The following is an 18508-nucleotide window of genomic DNA, read 5'->3' as shown; positions in this document are numbered from 1 at the left end:
TTGTCCGAATAACGAAGAATCTATTTTTACAGTAAATTGATGGATAAAAAGATGTATAGCAATAAAGAGAATGTCAATATATTAACGGATTTGTTGGTCAAACATGGCGTGCGCCATGCTGTAGTCTGTCCCGGGAGCAGGAATTCACCGATTGTACACAATTTGGAAGTGTGTCCTTCCGTCTCCTGCTATCCTTGTACGGATGAGCGGTCTGCAGGGTTCTATGCTTTGGGCATGTGTCAGTACACCCACGGTCCAGTGGTGGTTTGTGTCACTTCCGGCAGTGCCCTTCTGGACCTCCTTCCTTCTGTGGCTGAGGCTTGTTACCAACACCAGCGTCTGATCGTCGTTTCAGCAGATCGTCCGATACAGTGGATCGATCAGTTGGACGGGCAGACGATTCCTCAAGAAGGCGCTTTGGGAAAGTTTGTGCTGAAATCTGTCTCTTTGCCTGAACCGGGTAGTAATGAGGAATCGCATTGGTATTGCAACCGGTTGGTCAATGAGGCCTTGCTGGCTTCTTCTCGTCATGGTGGCGGACCGGTGCATATCAATGTGCCGATCACGGAACCTCTGTATGAATATACGGTCAAGCAACTGCCTGAGGAGCGTCTGATCCGGTCTTTCGGCGACAATGTGTCTCCTGAAGGGCGTGATTTTGTTATCGAGAGGTTCCTTCAGGCTCGTCGGCCTATGGTTGTCATCGGCCAGGACGCACCTTCTGTCTATGATGATCTCCAAGGGAGTTTGCAAGTCATAGCTGATTATGGTGTCCTGCTGGATGAACGCTTGAGCGTTCCTGACTACAATATCTTGCATTTCGAAGAGATCCTTTCCGGAAACAAGGCCCCGGAGTATCAGCCGGACTTCCTCGTCTTCATGGGGTATACGCTGGTCAGCAAATCGTTGAAAGTGTTCCTCCGAGCTGATAAGGATCTGGAGACGTGGCGGATAGCTTCAGATGATCCGGCGGTCTATGATACTTTCAAGTCTTTGAGGGGAATCGTACAAACGGATACTGCCGATTTTCTGAAACATTTGGCAGAGGCAATAGGAAAGAAACCGAAAACGGTTCTGCCTTTCCATGAAACTTGGAAGCGGGCACTCGACAATGCTGAAAATCATGCTGCCGCTTATGAACCGGCATATTCGGAAATGGCTGTCGTGAAGTGTTTTGAAGAACAGTTGGAAGATATTGATTATGATTATCAAGTACAGTATGGCAACAGCAATGCCGTCCGGATCGCCAACATCTTTGCCGGGCATCATGTCTGGTGCAATAGGGGCGTAAATGGGATAGACGGTTCGCTGTCTACAGCTGCGGGCATGTCTGTCGTCTGCAGAGATCAGGTGTTCTGTGTTTTGGGTGACCTGAGTTTCTTCTATGATGCGAATGCGCTTTGGAATCAGAATCTGAAAGGTAATTTCCGCATCATCTTGATGAATAATGGCGGCGGTGCCATTTTCAACCAGTTTGAAGGGCTTCGCCAGAGTCCTGCACGCGAAAAACTTGTACGTGGGGATCACCAGACCATGGCTAAGGGACTTTGCACTCAGAATGATATTGGCTATCTGCAGGCTAACGGTATGGAAGATATGCAGGCAGGTATTGTCCAACTCCTTACCAGGAAGACCAATCGCCCGATGCTTTTGGAAGTGTTTACGGATTCTGAAACAGATATCAAAGTTTATCAGGCCTATTTCAAGAGTTGCCTGTCTTCGTGCAAGTCTTCTGAACCTAAAGATAAATGACCATTAATATTTGCCTGTCGTGAGTCGGCAGGTCGTTAAAAATAAGAGATATGGAAGATCATAACAAGAGAGTATGGAAACCCATTCAGGGGTTTGATTTTAAAGAAATTCTTTTTGAAGAGTATAATCATATCGCAAAGATCACGATTAACCGTCCACGTTATCGTAATGCCTTTACGCCATTGACGGTATTGGAAATGAGTCAGGCCTTCAGTTATTGCCGCAATACTTTGGATATCAGGGTCGTGATATTGACGGGCGCAGGGGATAAAGCGTTCTGTTCCGGCGGTGATATGCATGTCAAAGGCCGTGGCGGCTATGTAGGCGATGACGGTGTCCCTCGCCTGAATGTCTTGGATGTCCAGATGCAGATCCGGTATCTGCCCAAACCTGTGATCGCGATGGTTAACGGTTATGCGATCGGTGGCGGGCATGTGCTCCATCTCGTCTGTGACCTGACGATAGCCAGTGACAATGCGATTTTCGGACAGACCGGTCCTAAGGTCGGTTCTTTCGATGCCGGGTTCGGTGCATCTTATCTCGCAAGGATCGTCGGACAGAAGAAAGCGCGTGAGATATGGTATATGTGCCGTCAGTATTCGGCCAAGGAAGCTGAACAGATGGGACTCGTCAATAAGGTCGTGCCTTTCGATCAACTGGAGGACGAAACTGTTTCTTGGGCTGAGACGATGATGGAGCGTTCTCCTTTGGCGCTGCGTATGATGAAGGCCGGTTTCAATGCTGAGTTGGACGGTCAGGCAGGTATACAACAGTTGGCTGGTGATGCGACCATGCTTTACTATACTTTGGACGAAGCTCAGGAGGGCGGCCGTGCATTCCTGGAGAAGAGAAAACCTGACTTCAGCAAATATCCGCAATTCCCTTGAATGTCGGACAGACTTAGTAAATAGTTTTACAGAAAGGTCTGTCTCCTCTGATGTTCTGAATAATTGAAGACTTATCCTATGTCTATGTATCATATTCAAATTTCTGAGCGCACGCTCCATTTCAAGCAACCTGCGGGAACTTCGCGCGGGGTCTATACTGAACGCAAAAGTTACTATCTCGTTTTAACTTCTGATGAGCAACCTGATGTGAAAGGTGTGGGGGAATGTGCGACCTTGCCTGATCTGTCTTGCGATGCCGTTCCCGAATATCTGCGTCTCTTGCAGCATGTCTGTATGATGGTCGAGCAGTTGGGGAAGATCCCTTATGAGATGCTGAGGCCTTATCCATCCATCCTCTTCGGTTTGGAAACAGCCTTTGCACAGTTTAAGGCCGGAGGGTCTACCGCTCTCTTTGATACGCCTTTTGCCAGAAGTGAAGAGGGGATTCCTATCAATGGACTGGTCTGGATGGGGACTTTTGAAGAAATGCTCGGGAGACTTGAAGAAAAACTCAATTTGGGGTTTCATTGCGTGAAATTGAAGATTGGGGCAATCGACTTTGAGCGAGAACTGGATCTGGTCAAGCATATCAGGGAACGTTTCTCCAAGTCTGATGTCCAACTGCGGGTTGATGCCAACGGTGGTTTTACGCCTGAGAATGCTTTGCCGAGGATGGAGAAACTGGCTCAATATGACATTCATTCCATCGAACAACCTATCAAGCAGCATCAATGGAAAGACATGGCTCGGTTATGCCAGGCTTCACCTCTTCCCATTGCCCTTGACGAGGAATTGATCGGCGTGAACATGAAAGCGATGAAGGAAGAACTCTTGGATGCGATTCATCCCGCGTTCCTGGTCCTGAAACCTAGCCTTCATGGTGGAATGGTGGGTTGCCGGGAGTGGATAGAACTCGCTCGAAAAAAGGGTATCGGCTCTTGGATCACTTCTGCCCTGGAGAGTAATGTCGGTCTGAATGCCGTGGCTCAATTTGCAGCCCAAGTATATGGACCTCATATTTCTTTCCCTCAGGGCCTTGGCACCGGCCAACTCTTTACGGATAATATCCCAATGCCTTTGCAATTGAAGGGTGACCAACTTTGGTATGGGGATAAATAAGCGATTGTGTTTTGTCGTGACGATTGGAGGATAGCGGAAAGATGAATTTGGGAGAGTTTCTTGCCGAATGGAAGAGTAACAGTCCGGAAGTGCTGGTGCATACGAGCGGGTCTACGGGAAAACCTAAACCGATGTGGGTATCGAAGCAAAGGATGCTGAACAGCGCGCGGATCACTTGTGACTTCCTTGGACTGAAAGCGGGGGACAGTGCTTTGCTCTGCATGAAACTGGATTATATCGCAGGGAAGATGGTGGTCGTAAGAGCGATGGAGCGGGGCTTGAATCTGTTGGAGGTCGTCCCCAGCGGACATCCTTTGGCTTCTCTGTTGCAGGGGAACTATAGGATTTGGCAACCTCTGTCTGCCTCGGACAATCTTGATACTCAGAAGGGACAATCTACTTTGTCTTTCTCGAAAGAACGGTCTGTGCTCAAACCTTTCCCAAGTGATATCTCTCTTCCTGACGTTTCTCATAAGACGACTCCTCTTGTTCCTGATTTTGCTGCTATGGTTCCATTGCAGGTCTATAATTCTCTGCAGGTTTCTGAAGAAGCAAACTTGCTCAGAAATATCCAACACCTTATTATTGGAGGGGGCAGCATCGACTTGGCGCTGGAGAATCAACTCCGCCATTTCCCTCATGCAGTCTGGAGTACGTATGGTATGACGGAGACTTTGTCTCATATCGCCCTCCGACGGTTGAACGGGCCCACTGCCAGTGAATGGTATACGCCTTTTGAAAGTGTGAAGGTCAGCAGAAATGCTGATGGATGCCTGGTCATTGATGCGCCGTTGGTACATGAAAGCGAGTTAGTCACCAATGACAGGGTAGAGTTTCGTCCTTTGGCCGACAAGGGAAAAGGGGGACGATTACAATTCCGGATCCTTGGCAGAAAGGATAATGTCATCGACAGTGGGGGAATAAAAATACAGATAGAAGAGGTGGAGAAAATCCTGAGACCGGTGCTTCATTCACCTTATTTGATTACAAAACGACCGGATGAAAAGTTCGGTGAGATCGTCGTGCTTCTCACTGAACAGACTGATTTGGACTCTGTGAAAGTGCGTTGCGAACGTGTGCTGCCGCGTTACTGGCAGCCCCGACTCTATCTTCATGTTGACCGACTTCCCTATACGGAGACCGGTAAACCGGCGAGAGCTGAGGCTGAAAGGATCGCTTTGCAACAATGAACAAACAAATATGTGCAATAGGGAATGAAAAGGAGATGGCCCTTAACTCTCTCTGAAAAAGTCCAGGACTTCTTTGGATTCTGACTCACTGACAGTTTGGTTGATATGAATATCACCGATGTCTCCGAGCAAGGTCACATTGATTTCATTGCCGCGGTTCTTCTTATCGTGATGCATCAGCCTGATGAGTTCGGGGTAATCCTTACAGGTAATGGGAAGACTCCCATAGTTGGCTTTGATAAACGCGATGGTCTGGCGCATTTTATCTGTAGGGAAGTGCATCCTCACGCTGCTCAGGTAAAGTTCGCAGATCAGTCCGTAAGCTACGGCATAACCATGAAGGATAGGTTGATGTTTCAGACTCCAGGCCTCGAAAGCATGGCCGAAGGTATGACCGAAATTGAGTGCCTTGCGGATGCCCATCTCATGAGGATCCTCTTTGACAATACGCTCCTTGACTTTCACGGAGTCTGCAAGCATGGACTGAAGTTTCTTCAGGTCAGGGTGGGCCAAATCAAATTTAAGGAGTTCTGCCCACATCTTCTCATTGGAAATCAGGCCATGCTTGAGCATTTCCCCATAACCGCTGCGGATGTTTTTCTCATCGAGCGTATTCAGAAAATGGGTGTCCAGAATGACGAATTTGGAATCATTGAATACACCTATTTCATTCTTGAGGCCATTGAAGTTGATGCCGGTCTTTCCGCCTACCGATGCATCGACCATTGCCAATAGGGTTGTCGGGATATTGACGAAATTGATACCTCTCTTAAATGTAGAGGCTGCAAATCCCCCAAGGTCCGTGACCATCCCTCCGCCTAAATTGATCAGCAGCGAGTGCCGGGTTGCGCCTTTGTCGCCCAAAGCCTCCCATACCTTTACGGTAGTAGCCAAGTTCTTGTGTGTGTCTGAGACTTCGATGGTGATGACCTGAGCATGCTTCAAACTCAGGTGCGACTTGAGTAGCGGCCAGCATTTTTCATTGGTCGTCTTGTCTGTCAATACAAATATCTTATCATGCTCGCATTCCGAGATGACAGTTGCGAGTTCAATCTTGAAATGTTTGGATAATATAATTCTCTGTTCCATAACGAAAATAACGTAAACTTTCTCTTGGCAAATATAAATCATTTTAATGGAAAATCAGTAAAAAAGTAATTTTTTTTATTGGTGTGATTAAACAAGTGTGGAGAAAATACGTCTAAGAGACAGTAATAATAAAATGAATTGATTGATGAGAAGATTATTTCTCCTGTTATTTCTAATTAGCTTATCGGCTGTTTCTTTTGCTCAAAGCCGATTGATTTCAGGTCAGATTAATGACCAAAGCTCTAAGGAACCTTTGGAGCAAGTGACAATCCAGTTGTTGAAAATGGACAGTACGTATGTCGGCGGTACCATTTCAGACGAGAAGGGACTTTTCCATTTAAATGCTGCCGAAAACGGGAAGTATCTATTGAAAATATCCAGTATCGGATACCGTACCAGTTTCAAGAGGATCGTCATTCAGGATGATAAGGATCTTGCTATGGGTAAGATCGCTCTTTCGGCTGATGCCATTATGCTGAAAGAAGCTACTGTCGTCGGACATGCTGCCCAAGTGGTGGTCAAGGAGGACACCTTCGTCTACAATTCTGCTGCTTATCGTACGCCTGAAGGCTCTGTAGTAGAAGAGTTGGTCAAGAAACTCCCGGGAGCACAGATCAGTGATGACGGTACGATAACGATTAACGGTAAGACTGTCAAGAAAATCCTCGTCGACGGTAAGGAGTTCATGACCGGTGATACCAAGACGGCTTTGAAGAACTTGCCGACTTCCATAGTTGACAAGATCAAGGCATACGATGAGAAGAGTGACCTGGCAAGGGTCACGGGTATTGACGATGGTAAAGAACAGACTGTTTTGGATTTCGGACTGAAAGAGGGAATGCATCAGGGGATGTTCTCTAATATTGATCTCTCTTATGGCACACATGACCGTTATGCTGAAAGGGTGATGGGCTCCTATTTCAATTCGAAGAGCAGGGTAATGCTCTTTTCCAATTTCAATAATGTGAATGATATGGGCTTCCCCGGAGGTGGAAGGGGTTTCTTCGGTGGTGGCCAGCAGGGCCTGAATGCCACAAAGATGGTTGGCGCCAACTATAATTATTCGATCAAGAATAAGATTGCCGTTGATGCCAGCGTCCGGTGGAATCACTCTGACGGTGATGTGAATACGAACAACTCGAGTGAGAACTTCGTCAGCAAGGTGGGGTCTTTTTCCAATTCTCTCAATCGGAACTTTACCCGCTCTAACAGTTGGGATGGCAGGGCAAGACTGGAATGGAATCCGGATACGATGACGGATATCATGTTCAGACCTTCTTTTACTTATTCCACAAGTGACAGTCGTTCCGCTACTACATCGGCTTCTTATAATGATGACCCGTATAAGTTTGTGACGGATCCGCTCTCTGCGGAGTCTTTCAAAAAATTGGCTCAGGACAGTCTGATGGTCAACTCCCAAACTGCTAACAGCATTTCCTATAGTGATACCAAGAGTCTGTCGGCAATGTTGCAATACAATCGTAAATTGAACAGTAAAGGGCGTAACTTTACATTGAGGGCTGATGGTAGTATAGGTAAGAGTGATTCGAAGAGTTTGTCAACCAATGCCGTTCATCTTTATCTGATGAAAACGGCTTTGGGGTTGGATTCAACTTACCAGACGAACCGCTACAACCTGATGCCGACCAAAAACCGCAGTTACAGTCTTGAGGGCACGTACAGTGAACCGATAGCGCGGGCGATGTATCTGCAATTTACGTATCAGTTTACGTATAACTATTCCAGAAGCGACCGGTCGACCTATGATTTCAGTAATTTAGGTGAGGACTTCTTTGATGGGGTGATCCCTGTATACCGGGGCTGGAACAATTATTTGAGTTTGCTGCCGAATCCTTTGGACTCTTATTTGGATAATGATCTGAGCCGGTACTCCGAGTACCTTAATTATATACAGGAATTCAATCTGATGTTCCGCATGATCCGGAACAAGTTCCAGCTGAATGCCGGTGTCATGTTACAGCCGCAGAAGACAAAATACAAACAGAACTATATGGGTGTCAATGTTGATACCACACGTACGGTGACCAACTTCTCTCCGACACTTGACTTCCGGTACAAATTCTCTCCGATCAGTTATTTGAGAGTTAACTATCGTGGGACTTCTTCCCAACCTAGTATGTCTCAACTGTTGGATATTACCGATGACAGTGACCCGCTTAATATCTCGAAAGGTAACCCTGGATTGAAACCGTCGTTCACCAACTCATTCAGGTTGTTCTATAATAACTATGCTCAAAAGCACCAGCGTGCCTTGATGACATACGTCAACTATTCGACGACTCGCAACAGTATCAGTGATAAAGTGACCTATGACGAGACGACCGGCGGCAGGATAACGCAACCGGAAAATATCAACGGTAACTGGAATGCGACGGGTGCCTTTATGTTCAATACGGCTATAGATACGACGGGATACTTTAGCGTCAATACTTTTACGAATCTTGATTACAATCATTATGTGGGGTATTTGAGCATGGACAACACCAGTGATTCTGAGAAAAATACCACACGTACATTGACATTAGGCGAGCGTCTGGGTGGTGATTTCCGTAACAGTTGGCTGGATGTCGGTGTAGACGGTTCTCTCAATTATACTCATGCTCGTAACGAACTCCAGACGCAGAGCAATATGGATACTTGGCAGTTTGCTTATGGTACCACAGTTAATGTCACTCTGCCTTGGGGGATGACCCTTGCGACTGACTTGCATGAAAACAGTAGAAGGGGGTACAGTGATGCATCCATGAATACGAATGAATTGATATGGAATGCCCAGATCGGTCAGGGTTTCCTGAGCGGAAAACCTTTGACAGTGACATTGCAGTTCTATGATATTCTGCATAATGAGAGCAATCTCAGCCGTACCATCAATGCGACGATGAGAAGTGATACCCAGTATAACAGCATTAACAGTTATGCGATGTTGCACGTCATCTACCGTCTGAATGTCTTTGGAAATAAAGAGGCCAGACAGAATATGAGGGGTATGGGTAATCGTCCTGATTTCCATGATCCCCGTTTTCAGGGCGGATCTAATATGCCTGGAGGCAGACCGCATCGTGGCGGTGGTGGTGGAGGCTTCGGAGGCCCGAGAGGCTGATGGGGTAACAGAAATAGAAAAAGACCGCTTGGTAATGAAACCAGGCGGTCTTTTTTTGTCGATGGAGAGAAGACGGGCTATTCGAAGCGCTTACGGATCGTCTCTTCTATCACCTTCGGAAAATATTTCATTTCGAGGGCATGCTCTTTTCGGGCGATGTCATCAGACGTGTCCTCAGGACTTAGCGGTGTCTTATACTGGGCGATGATCTGTCCGGCATCATATTGTCCGTTCACCCAGTGTACCGTCATGCCTGTCTCTTTCTCTCCTGCAGCCTTGATGGCTTCATGCACATGGTGTCCCCACATTCCCTTGCCACCGAATTTAGGCAGGAGAGCAGGGTGGAGGTTGATGATCTTCCGCGGGTAAACTCGGATGAGATATTTGGGTATGAGCAGAAGGAAACCGGCCAATACGATGAAGTCGATCTGGTATTTCTTCAGGAGCGGCAAAAGGATGTTCTCTTGATTGAATTGAACTTTGGATAAAACTTCAGTGGGTACACCTGCCTTCTTGGCACGGACAAGAGCGTATGAATCTGTTTTGTTGGATAAGACAAGTGAAACTCTCACGTCTTTTGATGGGGCAAAATAATGGATGATGTTTTCACAATTCGTGCCGTTCCCTGAGACGAAAATAGCAATGTTCGTCATAATTGAGTTAGTTGTTCGTATTGTCAATATCCATACTAGAGGCAGGCCTTCTGTCAGAAATCGTTATGCTTTTCCTTCTCGTACTCATTGTCGATATCGTCGTCCGAGTCATCGTCATCGAATCCGAATAAGGTAGGGGCTATAAAGGAATCTATATTCCGTCTTTCTTTCTTTGTGGGGCGCCCTGTTCCCCTAGCCCGATTGACGAAACCGCTGATGTGGCTCATCTCCAATAATTCATATTGCTTCGGACTCGTGACGTTCTTATATACTTGGGGAAGAAGTTTTGCTCCTACCCGCTGTTCTATACAGTCGAGTACCTGAAAAGAATAAGTGATGGGCGGTTTCTTGACATCAATGATTTCACCCTTTTTGATCAGATGAGAGGGCTTGACAGGAGTGCCTTTGATGGTCACCCTGCCATTCTTGCAATTATCGGCAGCCAGAGAACGCGTTTTGTATATGCGTGCTGCCCAAAGCCATTTGTCAATTCTTGCTGATTCTGCCATGTTCTTTCCCTAACCGGTTGTAAGTGTTCATGGTCTCATCCAGTCCTGTGAGGACGAAACTTCTGATGATTTCTACTGCGGTTTGGATAGCTGGTTCCAGAATCTTCATATCTTGATCATTATAATGTCCCAGAACCCAGTCTATCTGTCCTCCTCTGGGGTAATCATTACCTATGCCCATACGAAGGCGGGCATAATCCTCTCCAATGAGTTGCTGGATATGGCCCAGACCATTGTGGCCGCCATTGCTGCCGTTTCCTTTCAGTCGGAATTCTCCCAAATGGAGGTTCAGGTCATCGCAGATGACGAGAAGTCTTTTCTGATCGATGTTTTCCTTATTCAACCAGTAACGGACAGCATTTCCACTCAGGTTCATAAAAGTAGTCGGTTTGAGTAGGAAAACCTTCTTTCCTTTCAGTGTCGTTTCTGCGACGAAGCCATAACGCTTGTCCTCAAAACGAATATTGGACGCCTTTGCAAAAGCGTCCAATATCATAAATCCCGTATTATGACGAGTTCCCTCATATTCATTTCCAGGATTACCCAGACCACAAATCAAATATTTGTCCATGTGTCGATGTTAACCTTAAATCGGATAACTGATGGGTTAGAAAATCAGGTCCGGCTGAGGTTTACTCATTTCCGAACCTTCATCCGAATCATTTCTTTGCCGGTTCCTTGGCTTTAGCGTCTGTCTTAGTGGCATCTGCTGCTGCCTCAGTACCTGCTGCTGCGGTTGCTGTAGCGTCAGTTGCTGCTGCTTCAGTGCCTGCTGCAGCTTCAGCGGTATCGGTAGTGGTCTGACGGGTCATCTTCACAGAGCATACAACGACATTCTTGCCCGTGGCAAGTTCGATATTGTCATAGTGGAGTTGGCCGACCTTGATACTCTTGCCCAGTTCCAGTTTCGTAACATCCACGATCAGACGTTCAGGAATGTTCTGGTAAGGAGCGGTCACGTCAATCTTACGGATAGACAAGTTCATACGGCCACCGTCGCGGACACCTGGAGCCAATCCCTTGAGTTCGATTGGGATGCCGATAGTGATAGGCTTCTGGTCATTGACTTCCAGAAAGTCAACGTGCAACAAAGTATCTGTAACAGGGTGGAACTGCAGTTCTTTCAGGATTGCCGTATGCTTTTCTCCGTCAATGTTGATGTTGACGACATAGATATGCGGGGTATAGACAATTTTCCTCAATTCACTCATGGGTGAAGCGAAAGCCATTGCAATGGCTTTGCCGTCTTTCTTTGCTTCGCCATAGATGTTGCAAGGAACCATACCTTGCTTACGGAGTTCTTTAGAAGCTTTCTTCCCAAGGTCTGTACGCTTCTGACCTGAAATGTTAATTTCTTTCATTTTAAAGTGTTACTCTAAATTAATATTGGACTTTAATTCGCCATCACACTGATTCAGAACAAAATAGGATGCTACACCCACGCCTGTTCTTTTTCAATCTTGAAAAGCGTGGCAAAGTTACTGTTTTTCCCTGAGTTATGCAACTTTTCCTTAAATTTTCTTGATTTTCTCGTGGTTCTCTTGCATATTACGGCAGAATTGCCTACTTTTGCAATGTTTGTTGATTGCTGAAACAAATAATCAAATATAGATGAGATGATTAACAGAGAGTTAATACGTATCAAGGTAGTTCAGTTAACCTATGCATACTATCAAAACGGGGATCGAAACATTGACAATGCCGAGAAAGAGTTGCTTTTTAGCCTTTCGAAGGCGTATGATCTTTACAATGTCTTGCTAGCCCTTATTGTCGCCGTTACAAAAGAGGCACGCAGTCAGGTCGAAGTGCTCACTGCTCGTGCAGCACGTGAAGGCAAGGAACCTCCGTCGCAGAAGTTTGCTTATAATAAGTTCGCTGTTCAGTTGGAAGAAAACAAAATGCTCTCTGAATTTACAGCCAATCAAAAGACAAAATGGGAGGACGACCTCGAGTTTGTCCGGAAATTGCTTACCCAGATGCAGCAGAGTGAACTGTATAAGAACTATATAGCTGACACTGATGACTCCTACAATGCAGAGCGGGAGTTCTGGCGCAAACTCTATAAGCAGAATATTCAGGAGAATGAAGACCTGGATGCTCTTTTAGAGGATAAGAGCCTGTATTGGAATGATGATAAGGAGATCGTGGATACCTTCGTCCTCAAGACGATCAAGCGCTTTGATCCGGAACAAGGTTCCAAACAGGAACTGCTTCCCGAGTACAATGACGAAGAGGACAGGGACTTCGCCCGTCGTCTCTTTCGCGCGACGATCCTCAATGCGGATGCCTATCAGCATTATATGAGTGTGACGAGCCGTAACTGGGATTTCTCCCGTCTGGCTTACATGGATGTTGTGATCATGCAGATCGCCATTGCGGAGATGCTGACATTCCCGAATATTCCGGTGAGCGTCACCATCAATGAATATGTCAATCTCGCCAAATTGTACAGTACGCTTCAAAGCGGCCGCTATGTCAACGGGATGCTCGACACGATTGCACGGCACTTGAACGAGACGGGCAAGATGGCTAAACCGATGGAAGAACTGCGCCCGCGTACGAACGATAAAAAGCGTCCGGTACAAGGAACGACGGAACACCGCCCTCGAATCCAAAAAGCAGATCAACCTGACGGAGAAAAGACTGAAACCGAAGAACGCCCGACTTCTCCTGAAAAGGAAGATGAGCCGGCAGCAGTTCCTTCTCCTCATTCTGAAAAGACAGAAGACGAGGCAAAACCGGAAAAGGAAGAATGATTTAATCGGATAAAAACCATCAGGTTTTCAAAGCGATAAATATTTACTAAATTAGAAATAACGATTATGACATCACTAGTACTAGCTCAGCAGGGTGCTGCATCAGGCGGAATGGGATTCTTGATTATGATGATAGCTATCTTCGTAATCATGTGGCTCTTTATGATTCGCCCTCAGCAGAAGAAACAAAAGGACATTAGAAAATTCCAGAACGCACTGACAGAAGGGTCAGAGGTGGTTACAGGTGGAGGTATCTATGGCAAAGTCAAGCATATTGACCCGGCGCGTAATACCATCGACCTGGAAGTCGCTCATGGCGTAGTGATAACAGTAGATAAAAATTATGTATTTGCCAACCCGGCTTCTGCTTCGCAGAACCAGGCAAAATAAAGAATGCATAACGCATCTCATATACTTCAATTGGTCAGGGACTTTTTGCTGGGTTTGCCTAAGCGTATTATCAGTAAGGAGTTTCTGATTTTTTTATTCTTTTTGGCGCTGAGCGCTATCTTTTGGCTGCTGATGTCGCTGAATGGAACCTATGAGAAGGAGTACCCTGTCGCGCTCCGTCTTACGGGGGTGCCGAGGAATGCTGTCATTACCGGTCCTCTTGAGGATACGGTCTATGTCACCATCCGGGACAAAGGCTTCCAGTTGCTGGCTTATTCTACATCCAAGAGCATACAACCTGTATCTGTTCCTTTTTCTGCCTATGCGCAAAAAGATACCGGACACGGCAATGTGCCTATAGGGGATATCAAGGCTTCTATCTATTTACAACTCTTCAAGTCTTCGAAGATTACTCAGTTCAAACCCGGTAAACTGGATTTCTATTTCAACTTCGGACTTTCGAAAGTGGTGCCGGTGCGCATGGCTGGAACGGTGGTGCCGGGAGAGAGTTATTACCTCTCTAAAGTAGAGTTCTGGCCTGAGAAAGTGACGGTTTATGCTAACCGGCATTTGCTGGATAAGGTTCATTCCGTGAGTACGGAGAATCTGTATATCACCAATTTCTCGGACACGCTCTATCGCATGGTCTCCCTGAAGAGTATCAGGGGCGTGAAGATTGTACCTAACCGTGTACAGATCGGACTGTTCCCGGATATCCTGACAGAGGAAAGTGTGGAGGTGCCTATTACGGCTATCAATATGCCGGCAGGTAAAGTGCTCAGGACTTTCCCGAGCAAGGTGAAGGTGAGTTTTATCATCGGTGCATCAATGTTCAGGACGATTCACGTCAGTCAGTTCTCTGTCGTAGCTAATTATAAAGAGTTGGCTTCTGATTCAACAAAGAATTGCAAACTCCATCTGAAGATGTTCCCTCATGGGATCATGAAACCGCACTTGGATGTGAATCAGGTGGATTACCTGATTGAAGAAAACGAATGATGACAGGATACGTGAAAACGAGAAAAGTGGCTGTTACCGGCGGCATTGGTACCGGTAAATCTTATATCTGCAAACTCCTTGGTGAACATGGTATCCGTGTGTATGATTGCGACGCTGCAGCAAAGAGGCTGATGGCTCTGGATGAGACTTTACAGCAGGCTATCTGCCGACTCGTTGGACCGGATGCATACCATGACGGGGTGTTGCAAAAGAATAAACTCGCCCAGTTCCTTCTCGGAAGTGCGCAGCATCGTCAGGCATTGGACGACATCATTCACCCGGCTGTGGCATCGGATTTTATCCACAGTGGAATGCAGTGGCTGGAGAGTGCGATTTTCTTTGATAGTGGCTTTGACCGTCGCGTGGATGTCGATATTGTGGTTTGCGTTTCAGCTCCACTGGAGGTTCGTGTCCAAAGAGTGATGTCGAGAGATGGAATCAGCCGGGAGAAGGCTTTGGAGTGGATCCGCAACCAGTTGCCTCAGAATGAGGTGGAAAAGCGGAGTGATCTGGTCATCGTCAATGACGGGAAGGTCGACCTTGAGACTGAGGTGTCTCGGTTGCTCCATACGATTGGTAACATGCCGGAGAAACCGTGAGTCAGTTTGAAAGGATCACTTTCTGCCGGTTTGCCTTTTGGGAAAGTTTGTCCTGATGATCATATATGAAATTTGAAATCAACAATAATAAAATAAATCTTAAATTATAAGTTGAAAAATGGAAACTATACTTTCAATTGCCGGGAAACCAGGCTTGTATAAACTGGTATCACGTGGAAAAAGTAATTTAATAGTAGAAGTACTTGATGATACACACCGCCGTCTACCGGCATTTGCCACTGACAGGGTGACCAGTCTCGGCGATATAGCCATGTATACTGATGCCGATGACGTACCATTATGGCAAGTCCTGGAGAATGTAGGGAAACAAGAGGGACTTCAACCTTTGTCTTTCAACTTCCGTAAAGCGAGCGCAGCTGAGCGTCAGAAATACTTTTCCAAGGTCTTGCCTAACTGGGATCAGGATCGGGTACATGACAGTGACATCAAGAAACTCTTCCAATGGTATGATATTCTCGTGAAGAATGGGATTACTGATTTCAAGAAGGTATTGGCTCCTACTCAGGGAACTAATGTTGCAGACCGCGAAGAGGGTGCTAAAACTGAGAAAGCTGCACAAAAATAGATTATTCCGATTTTGTTCGAGAGCGATTTCGGGGATTGATGTTCGGATTGGAAGACAGTCAGTGATCTCTCATGAGGCATCTTCGATAAGCGGAATGTCAATTCTCAGATTCTCAAATAGTAAAAGTAATGAGTTCGGTATTGTGCCGGATTCATTACTTTTTTTCTTTATACCTTATTACCTCTTTATTTGGATATTGTTACTTTTTTCTTTTGACCTCACTACTTTTTTATTAGAACCTTATTACTTCTTTCTTTGGACCTTGTAATTTCTTGGTCAGTCATGCCGGTATGCGTCTTGATGCATGGGCTCGACCCTTATAGTTTTTTCTTTAATGTTCGGTCTCTAAAACTGGATGCCGAACATTGGCACATGGTCTTTTCAGATTATAAAAGGTGCCTTTTCCTAAAACTTTGACAATAGCTTAGTGGTTATCACTTATTTGTGGTGCAGATTTTAAGTATGGTATAACTCTTAAGAAAGTGCAACGGGAGGAGATGGCGGAAACCGCTATACTTTCGGAAACTGGTTGCATTCTTTCAGTAATGGAAAAAGGGTCTTCTGTTCCCTCTCTTTCGTGGTCTTGAAATCATGGGTGCATCTTTCAGCAATGGATAAGGAGTCTCTGTTCATGTGGAGAAGAAGTAGCCTCTAATTTGTTTTTAGAGCATAATAAACCCCGAAAGTTATATGAAAAACTTTCGGGGTTCATTGCGTTGAAAGAGAGCCTTTGTCCCTTATTAACTTGGAGAGATCTCCAGTCTCTCAGGAATCAGACGACTCCGCTTTATGGTTAGTCTTTGTAGATTTCCTTGAGTTTATTAGTGAGTGCCTCACCTCTCAGATCACTGGCAACGATCTTACCTTTAGGATCCAGGAGAATGTTGGAAGGAATGGCATTGATACCATAAGCCGGTGCTGCGGCACATTTCCAACCCTGCAAGTCACTGATTTGCGGCCAAGTCATACCCAGTTGCTTGACAGCAGCTTTCCAAGCCCCGGCATTGGAATCGAATGATACACCTACGATCTGGAAGCCTTTAGACTGATATTGCTTGTAGTTCTTGACAACATTAGGCATTTCAGCGCGGCAAGGTCCACACCATGAAGCCCAGAAATCGACGAGGACATATTTGCCTTTGCCTGCCCATTGAGACAGTTTCGCAGGCCGTCCTTGCAAGTCTTTCATAGCCAAATCAGTGAAGGCAATGCCCGGCTGACGTTTGGCGAGAGAAGTCAATTGAGTCTTGACACCCTTCATGACAGGAGAATTATAATAACCTGTAGAAGGATCACAAAGTTTCTTGAGTTGGTCGTAGGAATAACTGTAAATATCGCTGACCCTCAAAGCATAGGCAGGAGTCACATCTTGCTTATGGGCTTCAGTATAACTGAGGACGATACTCTGGATATTCTGATCATATTGATCAAGTTGATCAGAGATGGCTTTTATTTTTGCCTTATTGTCAGCTGTTGTATCCTTCCGGAGAGTCTGGTATTCCTGAAACAGTCCGTTCTCCTTGTTCGTGAAATCATTGAGTTTCTTTTGCAAGTCTACGAATTGCAGGTTAAGAGGAGAACCGGAAATGTCAAATTGGCTTTTGATGTCTACCGGAGTCTTGTCATTGACGATGGTCGTAGATTGTCTGTTAGAGAAGGTGACAGTGATGAATGTATCTTGAGGCTTGCTGCCGTTGATCTGATATTTCCCGTCCTTTACAGGAAAGGCGTCCGGCTTTCCTGATCCATTGAACAAAACGTAAACGGAATCACTGCCTTCAGGGGCATTACCGGTGATAGCGTAGTTTACATTTTGAGCGCCTGCACTTGCTGTCAGCAAGGCGAAGAGGCACATTGATAAAATTTTCTTTCTCATTCTGATGATTTTAATTAAAAACACCCTTATCGTGTAAGGGCGATACGATATTTGTACTATTTCCGTGCAAATATAAGGAATATTTCTGAAATCCATGGTCTTGTTGAAAAAAATCGCTAACTTTGCCAACCAATTTATGATCGATGGTGTTTCCTGACTTCTTCGGAAGAAAGAGAACGACGTCAAAGAGTGCTTGTAAAACCTCGTTAAAAACAAGAAAATGAAAAATAGAAGTCAGGTCTCCGGACAACAGAGGCCGGAGAAAGTGACGGTCCTGTTTATGCTTTTCAGTATCGTCTTTTGTGTTTGTTTGATTACGGCAAACATTCTTGAAACAAAGCAAATAGAATTGAATATTGGTCCGTGGACGCTCAGTTTGACAGGAGGTCTGATCGTCTTCCCCATCAGTTACATCATCAACGATTGTACCTGTGAAGTGTGGGGGTATCGCAAGGCCAGGTTGATGATCTGGATGGGATTTCTCATGGATTTCTTCTTCGTGACTTTCGGTGCAATTTGCGATGCCATTCCGGGTGCGCCCTATTGGACGAATGATGTCGGTTTCCATGCTATATTCGGCTTGGCTCCCCGTATCACTGCAGCCTCTTTTCTCGCCTTTATCATCGGCAGTTTTGCAAATGCCTACGTCATGAGCCGGATGAAGATCCATGATCAGGGCAGGCATTTCTCCGCACGGGCCGTGTTGAGTACAGTCGCAGGCGAGAGCCTGGATTCCCTCGTCTTCTTTCCCTTGGCACTCGGAGGCGTGATCCCTGCGAAAGTCCTGCCGCAGGTGATGATTCTTCAGGTGATATTGAAAACCCTGTATGAGGTGGTCTGCCTGCCTGTCACAATTCGTGTCGTCAAGGCCGTGAAGCGGTATGAGCAGACAGATACTTACGATGACGGGATCAATTACAGTATCTGGAAAATATGGCAGGTATAATAGCTGTCCCCATTAGGAATTGATGCGATACGAGGC

The 18508-nt window shown here is 45.9% G+C and carries 17 protein-coding genes; 11 read left to right on the top strand and 6 right to left on the bottom strand.

Annotated features, from left to right (window positions below; all coding sequences use genetic code 11):
* Positions 1–51 precede the first annotated feature (51 nt).
* The 4 genes from menD (at position 52) to NG821_RS00995 (ending at position 4948) form a co-directional block, all read left to right on the top strand.
* A complete protein-coding gene (menD, locus tag NG821_RS01010) occupies positions 52–1752 on the top strand; it encodes a 2-succinyl-5-enolpyruvyl-6-hydroxy-3-cyclohexene-1-carboxylic-acid synthase (protein WP_252759800.1) in 1701 nt (566 codons plus the stop codon).
* Between the two features lie 50 nt (positions 1753–1802).
* The gene (gene menB, locus NG821_RS01005) at positions 1803–2639 is read left to right on the top strand and encodes a 1,4-dihydroxy-2-naphthoyl-CoA synthase (protein WP_252759799.1); all 837 of its coding nucleotides are present in this window, start codon (positions 1803–1805) and stop codon (positions 2637–2639) included.
* A gap of 84 nt (positions 2640–2723) precedes the next feature.
* A complete protein-coding gene (locus tag NG821_RS01000) occupies positions 2724–3758 on the top strand; it encodes an o-succinylbenzoate synthase (RefSeq protein ID WP_252759798.1) in 1035 nt (344 codons plus the stop codon).
* Positions 3759–3799: 41 nt separating this feature from the next.
* The gene (locus NG821_RS00995; protein WP_252759797.1) at positions 3800–4948 is read left to right on the top strand and encodes an acyl-CoA synthetase family protein; all 1149 of its coding nucleotides are present in this window, start codon (positions 3800–3802) and stop codon (positions 4946–4948) included.
* 42 nt (positions 4949–4990) lie between these two features.
* Here NG821_RS00995 and aroB read toward each other — a convergent pair whose 3' ends face one another.
* Positions 4991–6037 (bottom strand): 3-dehydroquinate synthase, encoded by a 1047-nt coding sequence (gene aroB / locus NG821_RS00990; RefSeq protein WP_252759796.1) that lies wholly within the window; start codon positions 6035–6037, stop codon positions 4991–4993.
* A gap of 145 nt (positions 6038–6182) precedes the next feature.
* Between aroB and NG821_RS00985 the strand changes: the two genes are divergently transcribed.
* Positions 6183–9158, top strand: a complete 2976-nt coding sequence (locus NG821_RS00985; protein ID WP_252759795.1) for a TonB-dependent receptor — start codon at positions 6183–6185, stop codon at positions 9156–9158.
* Positions 9159–9235: 77 nt separating this feature from the next.
* Here NG821_RS00985 and purN read toward each other — a convergent pair whose 3' ends face one another.
* The 4 genes from purN to NG821_RS00965 form a co-directional block, all read right to left on the bottom strand.
* Positions 9236–9811, bottom strand: a complete 576-nt coding sequence (gene purN, locus NG821_RS00980; RefSeq protein WP_252759794.1) for a phosphoribosylglycinamide formyltransferase — start codon at positions 9809–9811, stop codon at positions 9236–9238.
* Between the two features lie 53 nt (positions 9812–9864).
* On the bottom strand, positions 9865–10320 hold the full coding sequence (locus NG821_RS00975) for an RNA-binding S4 domain-containing protein (RefSeq protein ID WP_252759793.1): 456 nt from the start codon (positions 10318–10320) through the stop codon (positions 9865–9867).
* Complete coding sequence (gene pth / locus NG821_RS00970) at positions 10298–10891, bottom strand: aminoacyl-tRNA hydrolase (RefSeq protein WP_252759792.1); 594 nt, start codon at positions 10889–10891, stop codon at positions 10298–10300. Before pth ends, NG821_RS00975 begins: the two co-directional genes overlap by 23 nt.
* A gap of 88 nt (positions 10892–10979) precedes the next feature.
* Positions 10980–11681, bottom strand: a complete 702-nt coding sequence (locus NG821_RS00965) for a 50S ribosomal protein L25/general stress protein Ctc (protein WP_252759791.1) — start codon at positions 11679–11681, stop codon at positions 10980–10982.
* A 255-nt stretch (positions 11682–11936) separates the two neighbouring features.
* Here NG821_RS00965 and nusB point away from each other — a divergent pair, with 255 nt between their 5' ends.
* From nusB to NG821_RS00940, 5 genes are all read left to right on the top strand, one after another.
* Positions 11937–13076 (top strand): transcription antitermination factor NusB, encoded by a 1140-nt coding sequence (gene nusB / locus NG821_RS00960; protein ID WP_252759790.1) that lies wholly within the window; start codon positions 11937–11939, stop codon positions 13074–13076.
* Positions 13077–13142: 66 nt separating this feature from the next.
* Complete coding sequence (yajC, locus tag NG821_RS00955) at positions 13143–13466, top strand: preprotein translocase subunit YajC (RefSeq protein ID WP_252759789.1); 324 nt, start codon at positions 13143–13145, stop codon at positions 13464–13466.
* Positions 13467–13598: 132 nt separating this feature from the next.
* The gene (locus tag NG821_RS00950) at positions 13599–14465 is read left to right on the top strand and encodes a YbbR-like domain-containing protein (protein ID WP_317233067.1); all 867 of its coding nucleotides are present in this window, start codon (positions 13599–13601) and stop codon (positions 14463–14465) included.
* On the top strand, positions 14462–15064 hold the full coding sequence (gene coaE / locus NG821_RS00945; protein ID WP_252759787.1) for a dephospho-CoA kinase: 603 nt from the start codon (positions 14462–14464) through the stop codon (positions 15062–15064). The genes NG821_RS00950 and coaE overlap by 4 nt, the downstream gene beginning before the upstream one ends.
* A 118-nt stretch (positions 15065–15182) precedes the next feature.
* Positions 15183–15650 (top strand): DUF5606 family protein, encoded by a 468-nt coding sequence (locus tag NG821_RS00940; protein ID WP_252759786.1) that lies wholly within the window; start codon positions 15183–15185, stop codon positions 15648–15650.
* A gap of 793 nt (positions 15651–16443) precedes the next feature.
* On the opposite strand, the gene NG821_RS00935 is transcribed toward NG821_RS00940, so the two are convergent.
* Positions 16444–17526 (bottom strand): TlpA disulfide reductase family protein, encoded by a 1083-nt coding sequence (locus NG821_RS00935; protein WP_252759785.1) that lies wholly within the window; start codon positions 17524–17526, stop codon positions 16444–16446.
* A 220-nt stretch (positions 17527–17746) separates the two neighbouring features.
* Here NG821_RS00935 and NG821_RS00930 point away from each other — a divergent pair, with 220 nt between their 5' ends.
* A complete protein-coding gene (locus NG821_RS00930; RefSeq protein WP_252759784.1) occupies positions 17747–18472 on the top strand; it encodes a queuosine precursor transporter in 726 nt (241 codons plus the stop codon).
* Positions 18473–18508 lie beyond the last annotated feature (36 nt).

Origin of the sequence: Segatella cerevisiae, assembly GCF_024054555.1 — a bacterium.
Taxonomy (GTDB): Bacteria; Bacteroidota; Bacteroidia; order Bacteroidales; family Bacteroidaceae; genus Prevotella; species Prevotella cerevisiae.
This window is presented reverse-complemented; position numbering and strand designations above follow the sequence as displayed.

Bases quoted from the DNA above. Each gene is read 5' to 3' on its own strand.
- NG821_RS00965 (WP_252759791.1), bottom strand. From the start codon at position 11,681: ATGAAAGAAATTAACATTTCAGGTCAGAAGCGTACAGACCTTGGGAAG.
- coaE (WP_252759787.1), top strand. From the start codon at position 14,462: ATGATGACAGGATACGTGAAAACGAGAAAAGTGGCTGTTACCGGCGGC.
- NG821_RS00935 (WP_252759785.1), bottom strand. From the start codon at position 17,526: ATGAGAAAGAAAATTTTATCAATGTGCCTCTTCGCCTTGCTGACAGCA.
- aroB (WP_252759796.1), bottom strand. From the start codon at position 6,037: ATGGAACAGAGAATTATATTATCCAAACATTTCAAGATTGAACTCGCA.
- NG821_RS01000 (WP_252759798.1), top strand. From the start codon at position 2,724: ATGTATCATATTCAAATTTCTGAGCGCACGCTCCATTTCAAGCAACCT.
- NG821_RS00930 (WP_252759784.1), top strand. From the start codon at position 17,747: ATGAAAAATAGAAGTCAGGTCTCCGGACAACAGAGGCCGGAGAAAGTG.
- nusB (WP_252759790.1), top strand. From the start codon at position 11,937: ATGATTAACAGAGAGTTAATACGTATCAAGGTAGTTCAGTTAACCTAT.
- purN (WP_252759794.1), bottom strand. From the start codon at position 9,811: ATGACGAACATTGCTATTTTCGTCTCAGGGAACGGCACGAATTGTGAA.
- NG821_RS00940 (WP_252759786.1), top strand. From the start codon at position 15,183: ATGGAAACTATACTTTCAATTGCCGGGAAACCAGGCTTGTATAAACTG.
- NG821_RS00975 (WP_252759793.1), bottom strand. From the start codon at position 10,320: ATGGCAGAATCAGCAAGAATTGACAAATGGCTTTGGGCAGCACGCATA.
- yajC (WP_252759789.1), top strand. From the start codon at position 13,143: ATGACATCACTAGTACTAGCTCAGCAGGGTGCTGCATCAGGCGGAATG.
- NG821_RS00995 (WP_252759797.1), top strand. From the start codon at position 3,800: ATGAATTTGGGAGAGTTTCTTGCCGAATGGAAGAGTAACAGTCCGGAA.
- menD (WP_252759800.1), top strand. From the start codon at position 52: ATGTATAGCAATAAAGAGAATGTCAATATATTAACGGATTTGTTGGTC.
- NG821_RS00985 (WP_252759795.1), top strand. From the start codon at position 6,183: ATGAGAAGATTATTTCTCCTGTTATTTCTAATTAGCTTATCGGCTGTT.
- menB (WP_252759799.1), top strand. From the start codon at position 1,803: ATGGAAGATCATAACAAGAGAGTATGGAAACCCATTCAGGGGTTTGAT.
- NG821_RS00950 (WP_317233067.1), top strand. From the start codon at position 13,599: ATGTCGCTGAATGGAACCTATGAGAAGGAGTACCCTGTCGCGCTCCGT.
- pth (WP_252759792.1), bottom strand. From the start codon at position 10,891: ATGGACAAATATTTGATTTGTGGTCTGGGTAATCCTGGAAATGAATAT.